The 18,886-nt window shown below is 58.9% G+C and carries 16 protein-coding genes; 3 read left to right on the top strand and 13 right to left on the bottom strand.

Annotated elements, in window-relative coordinates:
- Positions 1 to 24 precede the first annotated feature (24 nt).
- Positions 25 to 558: a hypothetical protein gene (locus G3A56_RS18555; protein WP_164056772.1), complete on the bottom strand. Its 534-nt coding sequence runs from the start codon at positions 556 to 558 to the stop codon at positions 25 to 27.
- 48 nt (positions 559 to 606) lie between these two features.
- Entirely contained in the window at positions 607 to 831 is a 225-nt protein-coding gene (locus tag G3A56_RS18560) for an aa3-type cytochrome c oxidase subunit IV (RefSeq protein ID WP_082185721.1), read from the bottom strand.
- A gap of 418 nt (positions 832 to 1,249) precedes the next feature.
- Here G3A56_RS18560 and G3A56_RS18565 point away from each other — a divergent pair, with 418 nt between their 5' ends.
- Positions 1,250 to 1,819, top strand: a complete 570-nt coding sequence (locus G3A56_RS18565) for a TRAP transporter small permease subunit (protein WP_137038929.1) — start codon at positions 1,250 to 1,252, stop codon at positions 1,817 to 1,819.
- 1 nt (position 1,820) lies between these two features.
- Entirely contained in the window at positions 1,821 to 3,671 is a 1,851-nt protein-coding gene (locus G3A56_RS18570; RefSeq protein WP_082185720.1) for a TRAP transporter large permease subunit, read from the top strand.
- 194 nt (positions 3,672 to 3,865) lie between these two features.
- Here G3A56_RS18570 and G3A56_RS18575 read toward each other — a convergent pair whose 3' ends face one another.
- Positions 3,866 to 4,963: a TRAP transporter substrate-binding protein gene (locus G3A56_RS18575; RefSeq protein ID WP_003500548.1), complete on the bottom strand. Its 1,098-nt coding sequence runs from the start codon at positions 4,961 to 4,963 to the stop codon at positions 3,866 to 3,868.
- A 305-nt stretch (positions 4,964 to 5,268) separates the two neighbouring features.
- Here G3A56_RS18575 and G3A56_RS18580 point away from each other — a divergent pair, with 305 nt between their 5' ends.
- Positions 5,269 to 6,024 carry a gamma-glutamyl-gamma-aminobutyrate hydrolase family protein gene (locus G3A56_RS18580; protein WP_082186067.1) on the top strand — a complete coding sequence of 252 codons (756 nt, stop codon included), beginning with the start codon at positions 5,269 to 5,271 and terminating at the stop codon, positions 6,022 to 6,024.
- Positions 6,025 to 6,124: 100 nt separating this feature from the next.
- On the opposite strand, the gene G3A56_RS18585 is transcribed toward G3A56_RS18580, so the two are convergent.
- The 10 genes from G3A56_RS18585 to G3A56_RS18630 all read right to left on the bottom strand — a co-directional run bounded on the left by G3A56_RS18585 (position 6,125) and on the right by G3A56_RS18630 (position 18,795).
- Positions 6,125 to 7,156, bottom strand: coding sequence for an ABC transporter permease (locus G3A56_RS18585; protein WP_082185719.1), 1,032 nt, complete (start codon positions 7,154 to 7,156; stop codon positions 6,125 to 6,127).
- Between the two features lie 33 nt (positions 7,157 to 7,189).
- On the bottom strand, positions 7,190 to 8,731 hold the full coding sequence (locus G3A56_RS18590; protein ID WP_082185718.1) for a sugar ABC transporter ATP-binding protein: 1,542 nt from the start codon (positions 8,729 to 8,731) through the stop codon (positions 7,190 to 7,192).
- Between the two features lie 239 nt (positions 8,732 to 8,970).
- Positions 8,971 to 9,900 (bottom strand): sugar ABC transporter substrate-binding protein, encoded by a 930-nt coding sequence (locus tag G3A56_RS18595; RefSeq protein ID WP_082185717.1) that lies wholly within the window; start codon positions 9,898 to 9,900, stop codon positions 8,971 to 8,973.
- Positions 9,901 to 10,316: 416 nt separating this feature from the next.
- Entirely contained in the window at positions 10,317 to 11,759 is a 1,443-nt protein-coding gene (locus G3A56_RS18600) for a M20 family metallopeptidase (protein ID WP_082185716.1), read from the bottom strand.
- Between the two features lie 128 nt (positions 11,760 to 11,887).
- Entirely contained in the window at positions 11,888 to 13,432 is a 1,545-nt protein-coding gene (locus G3A56_RS18605) for an ABC transporter substrate-binding protein (RefSeq protein WP_164056773.1), read from the bottom strand.
- A gap of 36 nt (positions 13,433 to 13,468) precedes the next feature.
- Positions 13,469 to 14,305: a serine hydrolase gene (locus tag G3A56_RS18610; RefSeq protein WP_164056774.1), complete on the bottom strand. Its 837-nt coding sequence runs from the start codon at positions 14,303 to 14,305 to the stop codon at positions 13,469 to 13,471.
- Positions 14,306 to 14,318: 13 nt separating this feature from the next.
- Positions 14,319 to 15,953, bottom strand: a complete 1,635-nt coding sequence (locus G3A56_RS18615; RefSeq protein WP_082185713.1) for an ABC transporter ATP-binding protein — start codon at positions 15,951 to 15,953, stop codon at positions 14,319 to 14,321.
- Positions 15,950 to 16,768, bottom strand: a complete 819-nt coding sequence (locus G3A56_RS18620) for an ABC transporter permease (protein WP_082185712.1) — start codon at positions 16,766 to 16,768, stop codon at positions 15,950 to 15,952. Before G3A56_RS18620 ends, G3A56_RS18615 begins: the two co-directional genes overlap by 4 nt.
- Positions 16,765 to 17,709 (bottom strand): ABC transporter permease, encoded by a 945-nt coding sequence (locus tag G3A56_RS18625; protein WP_003511005.1) that lies wholly within the window; start codon positions 17,707 to 17,709, stop codon positions 16,765 to 16,767. Before G3A56_RS18625 ends, G3A56_RS18620 begins: the two co-directional genes overlap by 4 nt.
- Positions 17,710 to 17,889: 180 nt before the next feature.
- Entirely contained in the window at positions 17,890 to 18,795 is a 906-nt protein-coding gene (locus G3A56_RS18630; protein ID WP_082185711.1) for a LysR family transcriptional regulator, read from the bottom strand.
- Positions 18,796 to 18,886: the final 91 nt, after the last annotated feature.

Here is an 18,886-nt window from a genome sequence, read left to right on the forward strand (position 1 = left end):
TCCGGTTTAAACGGAAACACTGCTTTATTTGACAGGCTGCATTGAATCTTCAGGGAACTTCACGTCAGCGAAGGCCGGATAGACCTTGCGCAGGATAGTCACCTGCTGCTGGTCGCTGACACGCAGCAAATACCAGTCTGCGTCATCGATCAGCGCCAGCGTGTGGGATTTCGCCTCGATCGTCTGGCCACCGGTTTCCATCACCGTTTTTGTCGGAATGAGCGCATAAGGCGTTCCGTCGGGCGTTTCCCCGACGCTGATCGCCCGTGTATCCATGGTGAATTCGGTTATCTTCACCGCCGCAAGCGCCATCTGCATCTGCGCCGTCAAGGCGCTGCGCAATTGGTCGACGGAAATACCCGCGTCGCCTGCAATGAACTCGAAGATTTTCGGCGGCACAGTCCTGCCGACGGTCTCGAAATCCTGCGTATTCAGCGCCGCGCTGAACCGTTCGATCTGCGTCTTGAGCTTGTCCTGCTCGGACGGCAGAAGATCGCGAGCCCAGGCATGATGCGACATCGCCGCCAGCAAGAGCAGACAGGATAACAGGCGTCTCATGGCTTTCCCTTTCGGGTTGGCCGGCACCGCTCCACTATGTGGGGTGGTTCAGCGCAGCAGCACGAAGCCTGCGGCCGAAAGGAAGACAAAGACGATCAAGCCGCCAAGGAAACCGGCTGAGGTAAAGAAACCCGCGACCATGGCCAGCATCAGCACGCATACCAGCATCGTGCCATACTTCGTCATGGCCAGAAAAGCGTTATAGGTCTTTTCGTGCTCGCCGTAATTCATCTCGGCGCCAACTTCGACCGGACCCGTATGGTGTTCGCTCATTTCGCTTCCCCTTATGCTCCATCCGCAGCCCCGCCGCGCAAGACCATCATCCTGCAAACAATGGCGGGCTTATGCCGGATTCTCCATCCGCAGAGGTAACATGAAGTCATGCAGAAGCGCAATGGATCGTCAGCCACCCGATTGCCTTCCGTAACGTTGGAAAAGTAAAATTAATGCACTGCAAATTGGGCGCATCCTGTAGCGCGCCAGATAAAATCAGTGCACGATAAATCGTTACAGGGTGCATGCCGTACAGAATTCTTGGAGGAAGAATGACCGTTCGGAGTTGCTTTTCGAAAAGCTGTTCAATAAGCACCCGCAAACAAGAAAAAATCGGACTTGCCGGTCGAAATGGCAAATAAAACGCCGATAAAAAAGCCGCGGTCCGGACCTTGGATCTGGTCCTGAGGAGGGGAAAGTGAAGTTTTTATTGGGAATAAGCCGGGCCGTCGACACGGTCACCACGGTTATCGGCCAATCTGTGTCCTGGTTATTGCTGGCCGCAGTGCTGATCAGCGCCACCAATGCGGTGGTGCGCAAGATGTTCGACATGTCGTCGAATGCTTGGCTCGAAGTTCAATGGTATCTTTACGGCACCGTTTTCATGCTGGCGGCAGCTTACGCGCTCCTCAAGAACGAGCATGTGAGGATCGACATACTGTCGTCCACGTGGTCGAAGCGCACGCGCGATATCGTCGACTTTGTCCTCCATATCATTTTCCTCGTTCCTTTCGCCGGTCTGATGACCTATCTCGCCTGGCCATGGTTCTGGAATTCCTTCAATTCTGGAGAAATGTCGTCCAATGCCGGCGGCCTTATCATCTGGCCCGCCAAGTTTGTCGTCCTTTTGGGCTTTGCCCTGCTTCTCGTCCAGGCATTCTCGGAAATAATCAAGCGTTATGCGGTGATTGCTGGATATATTGCCGATCCCCGTGAGACGGTACTGTCGGAATCCGAAGCAGAAACCAACGGAACGGCAGGAAACTGACATGATAGATCTGATTGCGCATAACCTGCCGCTGGTCATGTTCAGCAGCGTGATGCTGATGCTCTTGCTGGGCTATCCCGTCGCCTTTACGCTCGCCGCCGGCGGCCTCATCTATTTCGTACTGGGCGTGGAACTATCGTGGATTTCCCCGGAAATCCGACTGTTCTGGCCGCTATTGCAATCCCATCCCGAACGCATCTACGGGATCATGTACAACGACACCCTGCTGTCCATCCCGTTCTTCACATTCATGGGCATCATTCTCGAGCGCTCCCGCATGGCCGAAGATCTCCTCGATACGATCGGTCAGCTTTTCGGCCCTATTCGTGGCGGTCTCGCTTATGCGGTCATTCTTGTCGGCGCTCTGCTGGGCGCCACCACCGGCGTCGTAGCGGCTTCCGTCATGGCCATGGGCCTCATTTCGCTGCCGATCATGATGCGTTATGGTTATAATCGCCCCCTCGTCGCAGGCACCATTGCCGCTTCGGGCACTCTTGCGCAGATCGTTCCGCCCTCTCTGGTTCTGATCGTCATGGCGGACCAGCTCGGCCGCTCCGTCGGCGATATGTATGTCGGCGCGCTTTACCCCGCGCTTATGATCGTGGCGGCCTATTGCGCATATATCTTTGCGATCTCTATCTTCAAACCGTCACTCGTGCCCGCCCTTCCGAAGGAGGCCCGCACGCTTGGCAACGGCATTACCTCGCTTTTCGTGATGATCGCCATTTCGATAGCGCTATATTTCCTGGGCATGCACGTCCTCTTCTCCGGCATAAAAAGCCCTGAATGGCAGCTGGTCGCCGCGCTCGCCTTTGCCGTGGTCGCGGTTTATCTCGTCGCCCTTTTTAATAGCGCGGCAAGTACCAAGATCATTTCGCGCCTGGCTGAACAGGTCATCATCGTTCTGGTGCCGCCTCTGGCACTTATCTTTCTCGTTCTCGGCACAATCTTCCTCGGCATCGCCACACCGACCGAAGGCGGCGCGATGGGCGCAACCGGAGCACTGATCCTGGCGCTCGCCAAGGGCAGACTCTCCATTGCAACAGTCAAAAATGCGCTGGACGCGACAACGAAGCTTTCCGCCTTCGTCATGATGATCCTCATCGGCGCCCGCGTTTTCGGCCTCACCTTCTACGGCATCAATGGCAATGTCTGGATCGAAGAACTGCTGCTTGCCCTGCCCGGCGGGGAGTACGGCTTCCTGATCGTGGTCACGATCATTATTTTCATTCTTGGCTGCTTTCTGGATTTCTTCGAGATCGCCTTCATCATGGTGCCGTTGTTGGCGCCGGTGGCAGACAAGCTCGGGATCGATCTGGTCTGGTTCGGCATCATTCTCGGCATCAACCTGCAAACCTCGTTCCTGACGCCCCCCTTCGGGTTTTCGCTATTCTTCCTGCGCTCCATCGCTCCGAACTCGACATGGGTGGACAAGGTGACGGGTAAAAAGATGCCCGGCGTGAAAACAACGGAAATCTATAAGGGGGTATTTCCCTATATCGTCATCCAGTTCGTGATGATCCTTGTGGTCATAGCGTTTCCCGGCCTAGTGATGAACTACAAGAGCAGCCACACCAGCGTCGATCCCAGTACGATCAAGATCGAGATACCCGGCGGCCCAGGAAGCGGCGGCTTGTCCCTGCCGCCTCTCGGCGGCGGCGCTTCTCCGCAGCAGCCGTCCATCGGACTGCCGCCGCTCAACCTTGGCGGGCCGTCACCCACAACGCCAGGTCAGGAAAGTCAGCCACCGGCCCCGCAGCCGGCGCTCGGTCTGCCACCCCTTAATTTGGGTGGACCGCAACCGGAGAACACCCAGCCCGATCTTGGCCAACCGCCCAAGATCGGACCGTAACGGCATAGCGCAGCGTTGATCCGGGAGATCGGCCCGGCAGCGCTGCGCTTTCCCAATGCCCCGCAATGAATTCGCAACCAGTTGCACATTCATCCGGAGGCCTCGCGGCCCTGAAATCATTGCTGCAAACACACAAAAAGCCCCCGAGTCCGAAGCTTCGGGGGCTTTTTGCCGGTCCGCCTTTTACCGAAAGATCAGAGCTTTCCGTTACGCTGCTGAATCATCATGAAGGTATCGAACGTATATTCCGCAAGCTGCATCCAGAGATAACCCTCACGCTTGAAGGCCACCTGATCCTCGTAAATCTTCTTGAAGTCAGGATTTGATGCGGAAATGCTGGCGTAAACTTCCAGCGCCGCTTTGTAACAGGCCTCAAGGATTTCCTGGCTGAATGGCCGCAGGATAGCACCCTCCGCCACCAGTTGCCGCACCGCAATCGGGTTTTTGGCGTCGTACTTCGCCATCATGCTGGTATTGGCGAAGGCACATGCATCCTGCAGCACCATCTGGTAATTCTTCGGAAGGCTGTTCCATTTCTCCAGATTGACGAAGGAATGGATGACAGGGCCGCCTTCCCAGAACGCCGGGTAATAATAATATTTCGCAACCTTGTAGAAGCCGAGCTTATGGTCATCATAGGGACCGACCCATTCGGCGGCATCGATGGTGCCTTTTTCAAGTGCCGGATAGATATCGCCGCCGGCGATCTGCTGCGGCACGACGCCGAGCTTTTCCACCACCTTGCCGGCCAGGCCGGCAATGCGCATCTTCACCCCCTTGAAATCGTCGACGGTGTTGATTTCCTTGCGGAACCAGCCGCCCATCTGCGCACCGGTATTGCCGGCGATCATGCCGTAGAGATTATGCTTGGCGTAAAACTCGTTAAGCAGCTTGTTGCCGTTGCCTTCATAGAACCAGGAATTGGTCAGGCGGGCGTTAAGGCCGAAGGGTATTGCCGTGCCGATGGCGAAGGTCGGATCCTTGCCGACGTAATAATAGGAGCAGGTATGGCACATTTCCACCGTGCCGGATGACACGGCATCGGCCGCCTGCAGGCCGGGCACGATTTCACCGGCGGCAAAGGTCTGGATGGTGAAATTGCCATCGGTCGCGGCAGCAACGTGCTTGGCAATATCCTCGGCGCCGCCATAGATCGTATCGAGCGATTTCGGAAACGACGAGGTCAGGCGCCAGGTAATCTTGGTATTCTGTTGTGCAATGGCGGGTGCGGCCAGCGCCGCTGTGGCGGCTCCCGCAAGCGCACCTTTTTTCATAAAGGAACGGCGATCCATCTATATCCTCCCAGATATGAACGCTGCCCGCAGCTTTGAATTCCCCTCTTTGCTGTTCAGGCATCGCAGCAAAGTAAGCACGGTTACCGCCCGGCTGACAAGCACCCGCGCCAAGAATTAACCGCACACAAACCGGCCTTTTGGAGAAATTTCCGGAAGTCTCCTCTCTATTTTATTTGCAACTGAAATATCACGACCCCGCCTTATACTTTAGGCGCATACATTGCCGACAGAACGCAAAAGGCATGCTTGACTTGGCCCGCCGGCAGTCGCACAAATTTTTGGAGATTCGCCCCGGAGCCACCATGCCAAAACCGATTATCGCCGTTCCCGCCGACATCCGGCATTTCACCGGAGCCGACTGGCACGCGGCGCAGAACCAGTATCTTGCCGCCGCGTTGAAGGTGGCGGGCGTCATGTCCTTCATCATTCCGGCCTTCGAGGACGGCAACGAGGTGGACGCCATCCTCGACCGTGTGGACGGCCTGCTCATCTCCGGTTCCGCCACCAATGTGCACCCTTCCCTTTACGGAAAGGAAGCGCAGGATAGCGACGGCCCCTTCGATCAGGCCCGTGACGCCACCAGCCTGCCGCTGATCCGTCGCGCCATCGAACGCGGCATTCCAATGCTCGCCATCTGTCGCGGCATTCAGGAGCTGAACGTGGCGCTGGGCGGCACGCTTGCTTCCGAAATTCAGGAACAGCCCGGCATCTGGGACCATCGCAAGCCGGAACATGACGACCGCGACGTGGCCTTCGCGATCCGCCAGCCGGTGCATGTGCGCGAAGGCTCCTGCATTGCGCAGCATCTCGGCATGTCGGGTGAAATACAGATCAATTCACTGCACCGGCAGGCAATTGCTGAAACGGCGCCACGCCTGCAGGTGGAGGCAACCGCAGCGGACGGCACGATCGAGGCCGTTTCGGTCATTGACGCCAAGGGTTTCGCCGTCGGCGTGCAATGGCATCCGGAATATTGGGCCGAGACGGACGCGCCGTCTCGCGCTTTGTTCGAAGCCTTCGGCAAGGCCGTTCACGAATACCGAAACAGCAAGGCCTGAGAGCGTCCGCCCTGCACCTCAACGCAAATCAGCTCCTTCTCGCAGGACATAAAAAAGGGGCAAGCATGGAAGCTTGCCCCAAGTCCGGGAGGAGGAGTGTTCAGCGCTTTGCGCGTTTCTTCTGGCGGTAGACGTCGGCAACGACGGCAGCCACGATGATGAGACCCTTGACGATCTCCTGGTAGTAGGCGTCGACCCTGAGGAATGTGAAACCGGACGTCATGACACCGAGAATGATGGTGCCGATCACCGTTCCGGTAATGCGGCCCGCACCACCGGCGAGCGACGTGCCGCCGATCACGGCCGCTGCGATGGCGTCCAGTTCATACATCACGCCCATGCCGGCCTGCGCCGTCTGCGCGCGGGCAGCGGTGACGATGCCGGCAAGACCGGCGAGCATGCCGGCAATGGCATAGACCTTGATCAGATGCGCCTCGATGTTGATACCGGAAACGCGGGCTGCCTGCTGGTTGGCGCCAATCGCATAGGTGAACTTGCCATAGCGCGTATAACGAAGCGCAATATGGAAGATGACGGCGACGGCGAGAAATACCACGACAGGCCAGACACCCGTGCCGATGAAGGTGAAACCGTCGGTCAGACCGGAAATCGGCTGGCCCTTCGTGTACCATTTGGAAAGGCCACGCGCCGTCACCATCATGCCAAGCGTCGCAATGAAGGGCGGGATCTTGGTGCGGGCGATAAGCTGTCCGTTGATGAACCCGGCCAAAGCCCCGGCCAATATGCCGACAGCCAGCGGTACGAAGAAAGGCAGATCTGTGAGGCCCGGATAAAGGGCGCGCGGCCATGTCGAGGACTGCGCGACGCTGGCGGATAACATTGCCGTCAGGCCGACGACCGACCCGGAGGACAGATCGATGCCGCCGGTGATGATGACCTGCGTGACGCCGACCGCAATGATGCCGATGACCGACACCTGCAGGATCATGATCGTCAGGCGCTGCTGGTTCATCAGAAAGCTCTGGCCGATGAAAATCCAGCCGAGCAGCTCGTAAACCAGCGCGATGCCGATCAAGATGAAAAATATATTCGCTTCCGGTGGAATGCGCCTATGCGGCTTGCGTCCGGATTTTGCGTCCAACTCTGCGTTGGCGGCGGCGTTCGTATTCATTGCGTGTTCCTCCTCGAGAAATCCCGGCGCGCCTCACCGCGATGCGAGATCCATCACTTTCACCTGTGTGGCTTCACTTCTATCAAGGAAGCCCGTCACCCGACCTTCATGCATGACCATGATGCGGTCGCTCATTCCCAGAACCTCCGGCATTTCGGAGGAAATCATGATGACGGCGACGCCCTGACGCGCCATCTCGCCAACCAGCTTGTGAATTTCAGCCTTCGCCCCGACATCGATGCCGCGCGTCGGCTCGTCCAGAATAAGAATGCGCGGCTTGGTCAGCATCCAGCGACCGATCAGCACCTTCTGCTGATTGCCGCCAGAGAGATTTTCGATACGCTCGTAAAGATGCGGGGTCTTGACCCTGAGCTTGCGGCACATGTCTTCGCAGGCTTCCGAAAGCGCATTTTCCTTCACGAAGCCATTGGCGACATATTTGTCCTGCAGCACGGCGATCTGCATGTTCTCCAGAATATTCAGGATCAGCAGACACCCGGTATCCTTACGGTCTTCCGTCAGGAACGCCATGCGGTGGCGGATCGCCTCGGTCGGGCTTGTGATCGAAACCTGCTTTCCGTCGATTGCAACCGTGCCCGACGAAGCCGGCGTCACACCGAACACCGTTTCCGCCACATTGGAACGGCCGGAGCCGACGAGGCCTGCGACGCCGAGGATTTCACCGGCGCGGACATCGAAAGAAACGTCGTGGAACACGCCGTCGAGCGTCAGGTTCTTGACCGACAGCACCACGTCGCCGATCGGAACCTCTTCCTTCGGAAACATCTGCGTGATTTCGCGGCCCACCATCATGCGGATGATGTCGTCACGCGTCACATCGGTGGAAGCGTGGGTGCCGATATACTTGCCGTCGCGGAAGACGGAAAACTCGTCGGCGATCTCAAACAGCTCGTTCATCTTGTGGGTGATGTAGACGATGCCGATACCGCGTTCCCTGAGATCCCGGATGATGCGGAAAAGATGCTCGACCTCACGCTCCGTCAGCGCCGATGTCGGTTCGTCCATGATGAGAACGTCGGAATCGTAGGAAACCGCCTTGGCGATCTCGACCATCTGGCGGCTTGCGACCGACAATTCGCCGACGCGCGTTTCCGGATCGAGATCGATGCCGAGCCTTTCCAGCAGCGTCTCCGTGCGGCGATACATTTCACCATGGTCGATGAAGCCCAGCCGGTTTTTCGGCTCGCGGCGGATCCAGATGTTTTCCGCGACAGTCATATAGGCCATCAGGTTGAGTTCCTGATGGATCATCGCAATACCGTTTTCGAGCGCGTCGAGCGGTGAATCGAGGCGTATGGCAGCCCCCTTCAGGCGAATTTCACCGACATCGGGCTGATAGATACCCGCGAGGATCTTCATCAGCGTCGATTTGCCGGCGCCATTCTCGCCCATCAGCGCGTGCACGGTGCCGCGCTTGAGGTGGAACGAAACGTCATCAAGCGCGACGACGCCGGGAAATTCCTTGCGAATACCGTCCGCGGCGAGAAGAAATTCTGCATTCGGCACGGCGCCGCTGGCACGCACGGCGGCCATTGTCGATGGACTGACGACCATCTCACCCTCCACAATAGACAAAAATGACCGGAGAAATGGCTCTGCCAAACGGCGTCCGTTTTCCGGGGAGGCTTACAGCGCCGTGTCGGTTATGACACCAAAGGCGCTGTAACACTTTGAATTTACTGAAATTCTATTACTCTACCCTGGCCCGGAGCATAAAGCTCCGCTAGCCGTCCAGATCCGGCATTTGCTTCCGAGATTGATTTAAACGGTGGCAAATGCCGGAACCGGTTTCGTCAGTTCTTGGCCACGTAGTCCTTGACGTTTTCCGGCGTGACGAGCTGGAAAGGAATGTAAACCTTCTTCTCCACCTTGTCGCCCTTGACGAGCTTCAGCGCGGCGTCGAGAGCACCCTTGCCCTGGCCCGCAGCATCCTGGAACACCGTCACATCGAGATCGCCCGCCTGCATGGCGGCAAGTGCGTCCTGCGTGGCGTCCACACCGGCAACGACAAATTCCTTCATGTCCTTGCCTGCGGCCTTCAGGGCCTGGATCGCGCCGATCGCCATTTCATCGTTGTTGGCGATGACGGCGTTGAACTCGATACCGCTGGACAGCCAGTTGGTAACAAGGTCAGCACCCTGTGTGCGCTGCCAGTTTGCCGTCTGCTCTTCAACCACCGAAATGCCCTTGCATTCATCGGTCTTCAGAACATCGTGAACGGCCTGCGTGCGCATGCGCGCGCCCTGATTGGACAATTCGCCCATCATGACCACGGCCTTGCCCTTGCCACCGAGAAGGCGGCAGACTTCCTTGGTTTCCAGCGTGCCGGCAACGGTTTCTTCCGATGCCACGAAGGCCTGGCCATCGGGCAGAGTATCCACGTTCACCGGCTGACGGTTGACGTAGACCAGCGGGATTTTCGCATCGGCGGCAAGCTTCGACATGGCTGCCGTCGCATCCGTGTCAACCGGGTTGACGATGATCGCATCCACCTTGGAGGCGATGAAATTCTGAATCTGGCTCTGCTGCTTGGCAACGTCGTTCTGCGCGTCCTCAACCTGCAGGGTGACGCCTTTCTGTTCCTTGGCATAATCCTGCATGCCGTTGCGCAGCACGGTCAGGAAGTTGTCGTCGAACAGGGCCATCGAAACACCGATGGTCTCGGCATGTGCCGCCGTGCCCAAAAGCACAGACATGGCCGCACTGATGATAAGCTTTTTCATTGTTTTCTCCTCCGTGGTGTCCGGCGCCACCTCTCCCAGCCGGAAACGGACCCTAGAGCCCGTCGCTACCTCCTCACATTCAGAAAACGGAATAATGAAACCGATTTTCTATTGTTCGGTATATTTATTCCATTTTTAGTTCGAACGTCAATGGTTTCTTCGCGGCCGGTCGGCGAAGCGGCACACAAGGCGGTGATAATCGGGGGTTTTGGAGGGGAAGGGCCTCGCAGGCGGATGCCGATAGGGGTGCCAAACCCCTCCTGCGTCATCCTCGCCCTTGAGGCGAGGATCCATAAGCCGTTGAAATTATGGATCCTCGGATCAAGTCCGAGGATGACGTCGAGTATGGTGAAAGGTCCGCTTTCAATCTCGGACCCGCAGACCTCGGTTGCGACGGACGCCGGAAGGTGCGCGTTTCAGCCGTGCGAACCGGGCATGACATTCGCCGGAATGGGGCAGACATAATCGCTGCCTTCGGTCTTCTCCCGCCATTCATTCTTGACGCTTTCTAGCAGCTCGGGCGAGGTCATCAGCGAAAGGCCGGTCGATGCGAGCGTTTTGGCGGCATGAGCCATGGCCTTGTGGGCGGCCGGGCTTTTGCCCTGCGCCACCACCTGCCACGTATGCGGATTGGTCCCGATCGCCCATGCGGGCGTCCAGCACTGCGCGGTCGGCGTCACCCAGCTGACATCACCGACATCGGTCGATCCCGCCCGGAAATGCGACTGGCCTTCGAAATCGCGCAGGCCGAGATGCAGCGGCATCGACCCGTCGATCTTCCGATTGGAGAAGACATCGCCCTTGATCTGATAAAGCCGGATGCTGCTTTTGATCGCCTCGTCGGTGAAGGTATCCTGAATGCGTTTGGCGAAGGCGATATCCGCCTCGTCGAAGGCGATGGGTCCGAGCGCCACCATGTTTTCATGCATTGCGGTTTCAAGCGTGATGTTGGGCAGGAGATTGGTGGAGGCAGTATCAAAGACGATCTCCACTTCCGTTTCGGTCATCATGGCAGCACCACGCGCGACCTTGTCCACCCTTGCAGCGAGATCGAGCGCCTGGCGCATTTCCGGTGCACGGATCAGATAGAGCACTTCCGCCTTTGCCTGCACCACATTCGCCGCCTTGCCGCCGGTATCGGTGATGGCGTAATGCACCCGGCAGTCCTGCGGCATGTGTTCGCGCAGAAAGTTGACGCCCACATTCATCAGTTCAACGGCATCGAGCGCCGAGCGGCCGAGATGGGCGGCGTTGGAGGCATGGGAAGCGACGCCTTTGAAACGGTAGAAATATTCCAGAACCGCGAGATTGTTGGTGGAGCGCACGCCGTTGAAGGGCGCCGGGTGCCAGGTCAGCGCCGCATCGACATCGTCAAACAGACCGGCGCGGACCATGAAGGTCTTGCCGGAACCGCCCTCTTCGCCGGGGCAGCCATAATAGCGCACGGTGCCGGGCAGATTGTTGGCTTTGAGATACCGGGCGAGCGCGATGGCGGCCATCAGCGAACCGACCCCGAGCAGATTGTGGCCGCAGCCATGGCCAGTGGCGCCGGGTTCACACGGTTGAACCTCAGCCACATCGGCGAGTTGGCTCATGCCGGCCAGCGCGTCGAATTCACCAAGCAGGGCGATGACCGGCTTGCCGGTGCCGAATTCGCCGATGAAGGCCGTGTCCATGCCCGCAACGCCGCGGCGCACCGCAAAGCCATTCTCCTCAAGCGCACTTGCAAGCATCCCGGCCGATTGCTTTTCCTCGAATTTGAGTTCGGCAAAATCCCAGATGCTGTCGCTCATTCTGGTGAAATCAGGCTTCATTGCCTCGATCTCGGCGGCAATCGACATCACGGCTTCACGATTCATGGCTTGTCCTCGCATTCCTGCCCTTTAAGGGCGCACGCAAACGCTTCGGCGGAGGGCCGCCAAATCATTACGGTCTATGATGGAAAATGCCCGCGCCGGGCTTTGCGTCCGGCGCGGGCGATATTGGGTCAGTTATCGACCGAGACTTCCCAGAGGCGGGCGTTCGACTGCCAGACCGGCTGGCCCTTGAGCTTCTTCGTAGCGCCCCAGACATCGACCATGTCGTAGAGGAAGATGCCGGGCATTTCCTTCAGCATCAGCTCATGGAACTCGTCGAAAATCTTCTGGCGCTTCACCTGATCGGCCTCGACATAGGCGGCCTTCATCAGCTCGATCGCCTTCGGATCATCCCACATCAGGGAGGCGTTCTTGTCCTTGTTGCCGACGTAGAAGGCATACATCAGGGCCGGATCGAGACGCGGGGCGACCGACTGTGAGATCACCTGATAATTGCCGGAACGGCGACGATCCACCTGCGTGGCATAGTCCAGCACCTCGATCTGTACGTTGAGACCCGCCTGCTGCATCATGGCCTGCGCCATGACGGCGGCCGGGAAGCTCGGCACGTTGCCGCGCTTGTTGGCGATGATCGAGATCGGCTCGCCCTTGTAACCGGCTGCCTCCAGTTCCTTCTTCGCCGCCTCTATGTCATAGGCCGGACGCTTCTTCTGCGTCTCATCGAAATAGACCGAGTCCTGCGAAACCATCGAACCATTGGCTTCGCCCGTACCGTTCGATGCGGCGGCGACCAGTTCATCGAGATCAAGCGCCATCGCCATGGCGCGGCGCACGCCGGGATTGCTCAGCACCTTGTCGCGGGTCTGGATATAGAACAGGTTCTTGCCGTTGTTGCGGGCGACGATCAGCTGCATCTTCTCATTGGTCTTGAACTCCGGAATGAGATCGGGAGAAATCTCGGCGGTGTCGAGCACGCCGGATTCGAGGCCCGCCTTCACGGTCGAGGCGTCCGGAATGACCATGAACTTGATGCCGTCGGCCAGAGGACGCTTGGAACCGACCATGCCGTCCGGCTTGCCGTCATTTGCCGGCGAAACATAATCCGCGAATTTGGCGAGGCGGATATATTCACCCTTCTTCCATTCGTCCCACTGGAACGGGCCGGTACCGATGGGCTTGACGAAGCTGCCGTCAGCCGCAACGGATTCCGGCGAGATCATGCCGGTATAACCGCATTCGGGTCGCGACATCAGGCCGAGGAAAACGGCGGACGGCTTCTCAAGCGCAATCTCAACCGTGGATGCATCGGTGGCCTTGACGCCGGTGACATGCGCGGCGCCGCCTCCCACGAAATCATTCAGGCAGGCCCATTTGGTTTCCGGCTTCAGGTAGCGCGTCCAGTTCCAGACGACATCCTCCGCGGTGAGCGGCTTGCCGTTATGGAATTTCACATCCGTGCGCAGCTTGAATGTATAGGTGAGACCATCTGGCGAAACCTCGAAGCTCTCGGCAAGCAGCGGCTTTACTTCACCGCCATTGTTGTAACCGACGAGGCCTTCGACGATGTGCAGGATCACGCCGTCCGTATTGCCGTCACGGTTGACCCCGGGATTGCTGCTGCGCAGATCGGAACTTTGCGCGATGGTGATATCGCGGGCCGCCGCGATATTGGCTGTTACGAGCAGGGCCGCGCCTGCGAGAAGAAGTTTTTTCACTGTTCTACCCTCTTTGTTGTCGTTGATCGTGATTGATTAAAAGCCGTCCCAGCAGGCTTGTGCCAGCCGACCGATTGTTTCGAGCGCGACGGTGTATCCCGGCGTGCCGTCAGGCATGACCTGCGGCACCTCGTCGGTATAGGCGGTGATGATGAAAGACGGCGCGCCGTTTCTGTAGACGATGCCGGCATCCATGCGTCCGCGCTTGCCGCGTCCGCTTTTGCTCGCCACCATCGCCTCGAAAGGCAGGCGGGAGCGGATTCCATAGCGCAATATCTGGTTTTTCAGCGTCTGCATCGCCCACTCGCACAATTGCGGGCTGCAGCCGAGCTTTGCCTGCGCCTCTGGCGAGGATTGCGCATCGAGAATGGTCTGAAGCAGCAGCACCTGATCCGCCGCCGAGGTGGTGGTAACGGTTTTCAACGGATGGTCCGCCGCCAGCGCTAGCGGCGGAATGAGGAAACGGTGGTGGGTATTGGCCATGCCGAGCGTCTTGCAATAGCTGTCCACTTCCTCAAGCGTCAGCCGCTCCAACACCATCTTCGTGCAGACATTGTCGCTCAGCACCATCATGCCGGCGACGGCATCGCGCAGCGAAATGACGATGCCCGGCGTCATATAACGGAACATGCCGCTCGCCACTTCTTCCGCCAGCCGCTTTTCATAGGTGACGGGCTGGTCGAGGTCGATCCGCCCTTCGCTGGCCGCCTTGAGCACGGCCATCATGATCGACGTCTTGCGGGTGCTGCCCGATGGCGTCTCCTCATTTTCTCCCCGCCCGATCTCTTCGCCGGTCAGGAGATTGCGCACCATGAAACGTGTCACGAAAGGCTGTGCGTCACAGATAGCATTCAGTTGGGCAGCCACAGTCATTGTCATCTTCCTGTTAAACTTCTTCTTCCAGACGCCATTTGAGTGTCACACCGCCCTTTTCATTCTGGTCGAGGGCGGGAATGGCCGAGAGGAGCCGGCGTGTGTAGGCCTCTCTCGGGCTGTCGAAAATCGTGTCGCGGTCGCCCTCTTCGATGATGCGGCCGTCCTGCATGACGACGACGCGGTCCGCCACCTGTTCGACCACGCCGAGATCGTGGCTGATGAACAGGCAGGAGAAACCGTAACGTTTCTGCAGATCGGAAAAGAGATCGAGCACCTGCGCCCGCACCGTCACGTCAAGTGCTGAAACCGGTTCGTCGGCGATCAGAAACCGCGGACGACGGGCAATGGCGCGGGCAATCGCCACGCGCTGGCGCTGGCCGCCGGAAAGCTCATGCGGGTAACGGGCGGCATAGTCGGCGCCAAGCCCCACCTCTTCCAGCGTTTCCAGCGCCCGCTTGCGCTTGGCGGCCTGGTCGAGACCGGGCACGAGGCGCAACGCCTCCTCCACCAGCGCCTGAATGGTCATGCGCGGATCGAGCGAGGAATAGGGATCCTGAAACACCATCTGGCAATTCAGGCGATAGTCGTTCCAGTCCTCGTTGCGCTGCCGCCCCTGAAACCGGATTTGCCCTTCGCTTTCCTGCACGAGACCGGCGATGGTGCGGCCAAGCGTGGTCTTGCCGGAGCCGGAGCCACCCACGAGCGCCACAACTTCACCTTCGTGAATATCGATGCTGACGCCGTGCAGCGCCCGCTTCGGCTTGGCTTTCTTGAGCAGCGACTTGCGACCGGGATAATCGACGACGATGTTTCTGGCTGAAACCATCGGCGCCTTGCTGGTGTCGACGACACGCGGCTCGCCCCGGAAGGGCAGTGAGGAAAGCAGCTTTTTCGTATAGGGATGCTGCGGCGCGTCCAGCAGGTCTTCGGTTCTGCCCTGTTCGACGATCGCGCCCTTTTCCATTACCACGATACGGCTCGTATAGCGGGCCACCATCGGCAGATCGTGACTGATGAGGAGGACGGCAGTCCCTTCCGCCCGCGTCAATTCGACCATCAGTTCCATGACGTCGCGCTGGATGACGGCATCGAGCGCCGTCGTCGGCTCGTCGGCGATCAGCAAGGCCGGCTTCAGAAGCATGACCGAGGCCAGCATGATGCGCTGGCGCATACCGCCGGAAAACTCATGTGGATAGGCAACAAGCGCGCCTTCGGGATCGCGGATGCCGACCCGCTTCAGCATGTCGAGAATTTTCTCGCGGCGCTCTTCCGGCGACAGTTTCGTGTGAAGGATCAGGCCTTCTTCCAGCTGCCGGCCGATTGTCATCGACGGATTGAGAGAGGTCATCGGCTCCTGGAAAACGACGCCGATCTCCGCGCCGCGCAGGCGTCGAAGTTCCCTGACCGGCAGGGACATCACGTCCTTTCCCTTGTAGACGACCGATCCGCCGGTAACGGCGATCGCCGGAGGCAGAAGCGAGATGAGCGCGCGGGTGGCCAGCGTCTTTCCCGATCCGCTTTCGCCGACGATGCCGAAGATTTCGCCAGGTGCAATATCAAAGGAGACATCCTTGACCACGCGGTGGCCGCTGCCTGCGACCTCCAGCGAAAGGCCGCGCACGGTAAGAAGAGTATTGTCCGTCATTTGAGACCTCTCATGCGCGGGTCAAGCCTGTCGCGCAGGGCATCGCCCAGAAGATTGATGCCAAGCAGCGTCAGCGCGATGCAGAGACCGGGGAAAAGCCCGAGCCAGACGGCCTGCTGGATGAAGGGACGGCCGGCGGCCAGCATGTTGCCCCAGGTGGGGGCCGGTGGCGGCACGCCGAGGCCGAGGAAGGACAGCGCACTTTCCGAGAGGATAGCCCAGCCGAACATGGAGGTGGCGAGCACCGTGATCGGCGCAATGCAATTGGGCAGGATGTGGCGGAACATGGTGTAGATCTCGCCATTGCCCATCACCAGCGATGCCTCGATGAATTCGCGCTCACGCAGCGACAATACCGCGCCGCGCACCACACGCGCCATGGACGGCGTGTAGGCGATGCCGAGCGCGAAGATGATGCCATACTGGTTGGCACCGAAAACCGCGAGAAGACCGAGCGCCAATAGGATGCCCGGAAAGGCGAGAAGCGCATTGTTGATGGCCATGATGACGCCATCCACCCAGCCGCGCGCATAACCGCTGACAAGACCGATCAAAGTACCGCAGATCGTCGCGAAACTGACCGTCAGGAAGCCAATCCAGACGCTGGCGCGCGCGCCGACCATCAGGCGGCTCAAAACATCGCGCCCGAACTCGTCGGTGCCGAGAAGATGGCTTGGGCCGGGTGCGGCCAGACGCGAGGCGAAACCGAGCTTCATCGGATCATAGGGCGTCCAGAAGAGGCCGGTAATGGCAGTGATGAGCAGGAGGGCGATGAGGAAGCCGCCGATAAGCCCGTTGAGTGTGAACTTTTTCATTCGGCAACCACACGCGGATCGAAGAGGGGATAAAGAAGGTCGACGAAGAGATTGACCAGCACGTAGGACAGGGAAACGAACAGCAGGCAGCCCTGTATGACGGGGTAGTCACGCGCGAAGATGCTGTCGACCATCAGCCGCCCGAGCCCCGGAATGGTGAACACCGTCTCGATGACGGCGATGCCGCCGAGAAGATTGCCGAGGATGAGGCCGATCATCGTCCATGTCGGACCAAAGGCATTCTTGAAGGCGTGCCGCCAGAGAACCGCACTTTCCGAAAGGCCCTTGGCGCGGGCATGGGTGATATAGTCCAGCCGCAGAACCTCAAGCGTGGAGGCGCGCGCCATGCGGATCAGAACACCCATTTCATGAATCACCAGCGTCATCACCGGCAGGACGAGATAGAGCATGCCGCCGACGAGATTGTCGCTGATCGACACGTATCCCAGCACCGGCAGCCAGCCGAGCTTGAGACCGAAGAACAACAGAAGCAGAAGCCCGAGCCAGAATGTCGGGATGGACAACAAGAGAGTCGCCGTTCCCACCAGCGCGAGATCGGTCAGGCTGTTCTGTTTCCAGGCGGCGATCACACCCGCCGGAACCGCAATCAGGCTGGCGAGCAGTACGGCGACGACGACGATCTCGGCACTGACGAGAAAGCGCGAGACGACCAGCGGCAATACTGCCTCGTCGTTGACGATGGACCGGCCGAAATCGCCCTGCACCACATTTCCCGCCCAGATGACGAACTGTTGCGGCATGGACTTGTCGAGGCCAAGCTCTGTTCTCATCGCCTCGATCTGCTCGGGTTGCGCCATGTCGCCCAGCATCAGGGCGGCGGGATCACCCGGAATGAAGCGGATGAGCGCAAAGACCGTGATCGACACAAAGGCGATCGTCGGCAGCGCCATCAAAAGACGGCTCAGTATGAATCTTATCATCGGTTCCCCACGATTGATGGCCGGGAACGTGCTCCCGCCTCTATCGGTTTCGTTGCTGGCGACTATGACGGATTGATAAATAACGCGCAATATTATGCATAAACGTCATATATCTATGCAGAATGGTGGCACGTTTCATCCTGACAGGGACATTGAGATTTCCCGCGAAAAACCCTGTTTTCAGTCAATTTTTTGCGAAAGCTGGATCTGTTGCTTCAAGGCGTCGCTAAGTGCCTGAGCAGCGATGGACAGCGGTGCGCCCGAGGCCCGGGCAAGACCGAACTCCTGCGTCGATTGCGGAATGAAGGGCCGCGCAACGACTGGAAGGTGCCTGTAGAGGTTGGCATAAAAACTGCTGATGATCGTAACGCCCAGCCCATGCGCGACATAGGCGCAGGCGGAACTGTTGGTGTGGGTTTCGATCTTCACCATCGGCTTGACGCCCGCCTTCTTGAAGACCTGATCGAGCGCCATGCGGTTCGGCCGCTGCCGACCAATGAGAATGAGCGGAATGTTGCGCAGGTCCTTGACCGTGATTTCGGCAAGCTCGGCCAGCGGGTGATCCTGCCGGACCACGCAGACGCTTTTGCCGGTGGCAACACGCTCGACATCGATGCCCGGTCCGATCTCACCTTCCATACGCAGGAAACCAAGATCGATCACCCGCTCGCCAACCAGCTTGTTGATGGCAGTGGTCGTTTCGAAAAAAGTCTCGATACGCACACCGGGGAAATCCCTGACATAGTCGATCAGCATGGCGGGCGCGAAATTCTCCCACATGCTGCTCGGCAGGCCGATGCGGACAATTTCGGGACCGGCCGCACCATTGCGCAGATCTTCGGCGTGGCCGGACATGCGGTCGACGGCAAGCAGCACATTTTCCGCGTCCCGGGCAAGAAGCGCCGCCTCCGGCGTCGGGATCAGCCGCCCCTTGTCACGGGCAAACAGCGTCAGCGACAGGTCCGCCTCGAGCTGCGCCAGAAGCCGGCTGATACCGGACTGGCTGAGCCCCATGGCCTTGGCGGTGGCGATGGTCGAGCCGGTGGACAGAAGCGTGCGCAGGACTTCGAGCTGCTTGATATTCATGAGGCCAGCACCATGGATGAAAGACGAGCCGGTTTCGGTTCAGACCTTTTGCCGCCGATAAGCCTTCATGTCACCGGTTTTTTTGCATTGT

It is taken from the genome of Rhizobium oryzihabitans (genome assembly GCF_010669145.1).
GTDB classification, from domain to species: Bacteria; Pseudomonadota; Alphaproteobacteria; order Rhizobiales; family Rhizobiaceae; genus Agrobacterium; species Agrobacterium oryzihabitans.

Excerpts from the sequence above, each read along its gene's own strand:
- G3A56_RS18555 (WP_164056772.1), bottom strand. The coding sequence starts at position 558 with ATGAGACGCCTGTTATCCTGTCTGCTCTTGCTGGCGGCGATGTCGCAT.
- G3A56_RS18560 (WP_082185721.1), bottom strand. The coding sequence starts at position 831 with ATGAGCGAACACCATACGGGTCCGGTCGAAGTTGGCGCCGAGATGAAT.
- G3A56_RS18570 (WP_082185720.1), top strand. The coding sequence starts at position 1,821 with ATGATAGATCTGATTGCGCATAACCTGCCGCTGGTCATGTTCAGCAGC.
- G3A56_RS18575 (WP_003500548.1), bottom strand. The coding sequence starts at position 4,963 with ATGGATCGCCGTTCCTTTATGAAAAAAGGTGCGCTTGCGGGAGCCGCC.
- G3A56_RS18580 (WP_082186067.1), top strand. The coding sequence starts at position 5,269 with ATGCCAAAACCGATTATCGCCGTTCCCGCCGACATCCGGCATTTCACC.
- G3A56_RS18585 (WP_082185719.1), bottom strand. The coding sequence starts at position 7,156 with ATGAATACGAACGCCGCCGCCAACGCAGAGTTGGACGCAAAATCCGGA.
- G3A56_RS18590 (WP_082185718.1), bottom strand. The coding sequence starts at position 8,731 with ATGGTCGTCAGTCCATCGACAATGGCCGCCGTGCGTGCCAGCGGCGCC.
- G3A56_RS18595 (WP_082185717.1), bottom strand. The coding sequence starts at position 9,900 with ATGAAAAAGCTTATCATCAGTGCGGCCATGTCTGTGCTTTTGGGCACG.
- G3A56_RS18600 (WP_082185716.1), bottom strand. The coding sequence starts at position 11,759 with ATGAATCGTGAAGCCGTGATGTCGATTGCCGCCGAGATCGAGGCAATG.
- G3A56_RS18610 (WP_164056774.1), bottom strand. The coding sequence starts at position 14,305 with ATGACTGTGGCTGCCCAACTGAATGCTATCTGTGACGCACAGCCTTTC.
- G3A56_RS18615 (WP_082185713.1), bottom strand. The coding sequence starts at position 15,953 with ATGACGGACAATACTCTTCTTACCGTGCGCGGCCTTTCGCTGGAGGTC.
- G3A56_RS18620 (WP_082185712.1), bottom strand. The coding sequence starts at position 16,768 with ATGAAAAAGTTCACACTCAACGGGCTTATCGGCGGCTTCCTCATCGCC.
- G3A56_RS18625 (WP_003511005.1), bottom strand. The coding sequence starts at position 17,709 with ATGATAAGATTCATACTGAGCCGTCTTTTGATGGCGCTGCCGACGATC.
- G3A56_RS18630 (WP_082185711.1), bottom strand. The coding sequence starts at position 18,795 with ATGAATATCAAGCAGCTCGAAGTCCTGCGCACGCTTCTGTCCACCGGC.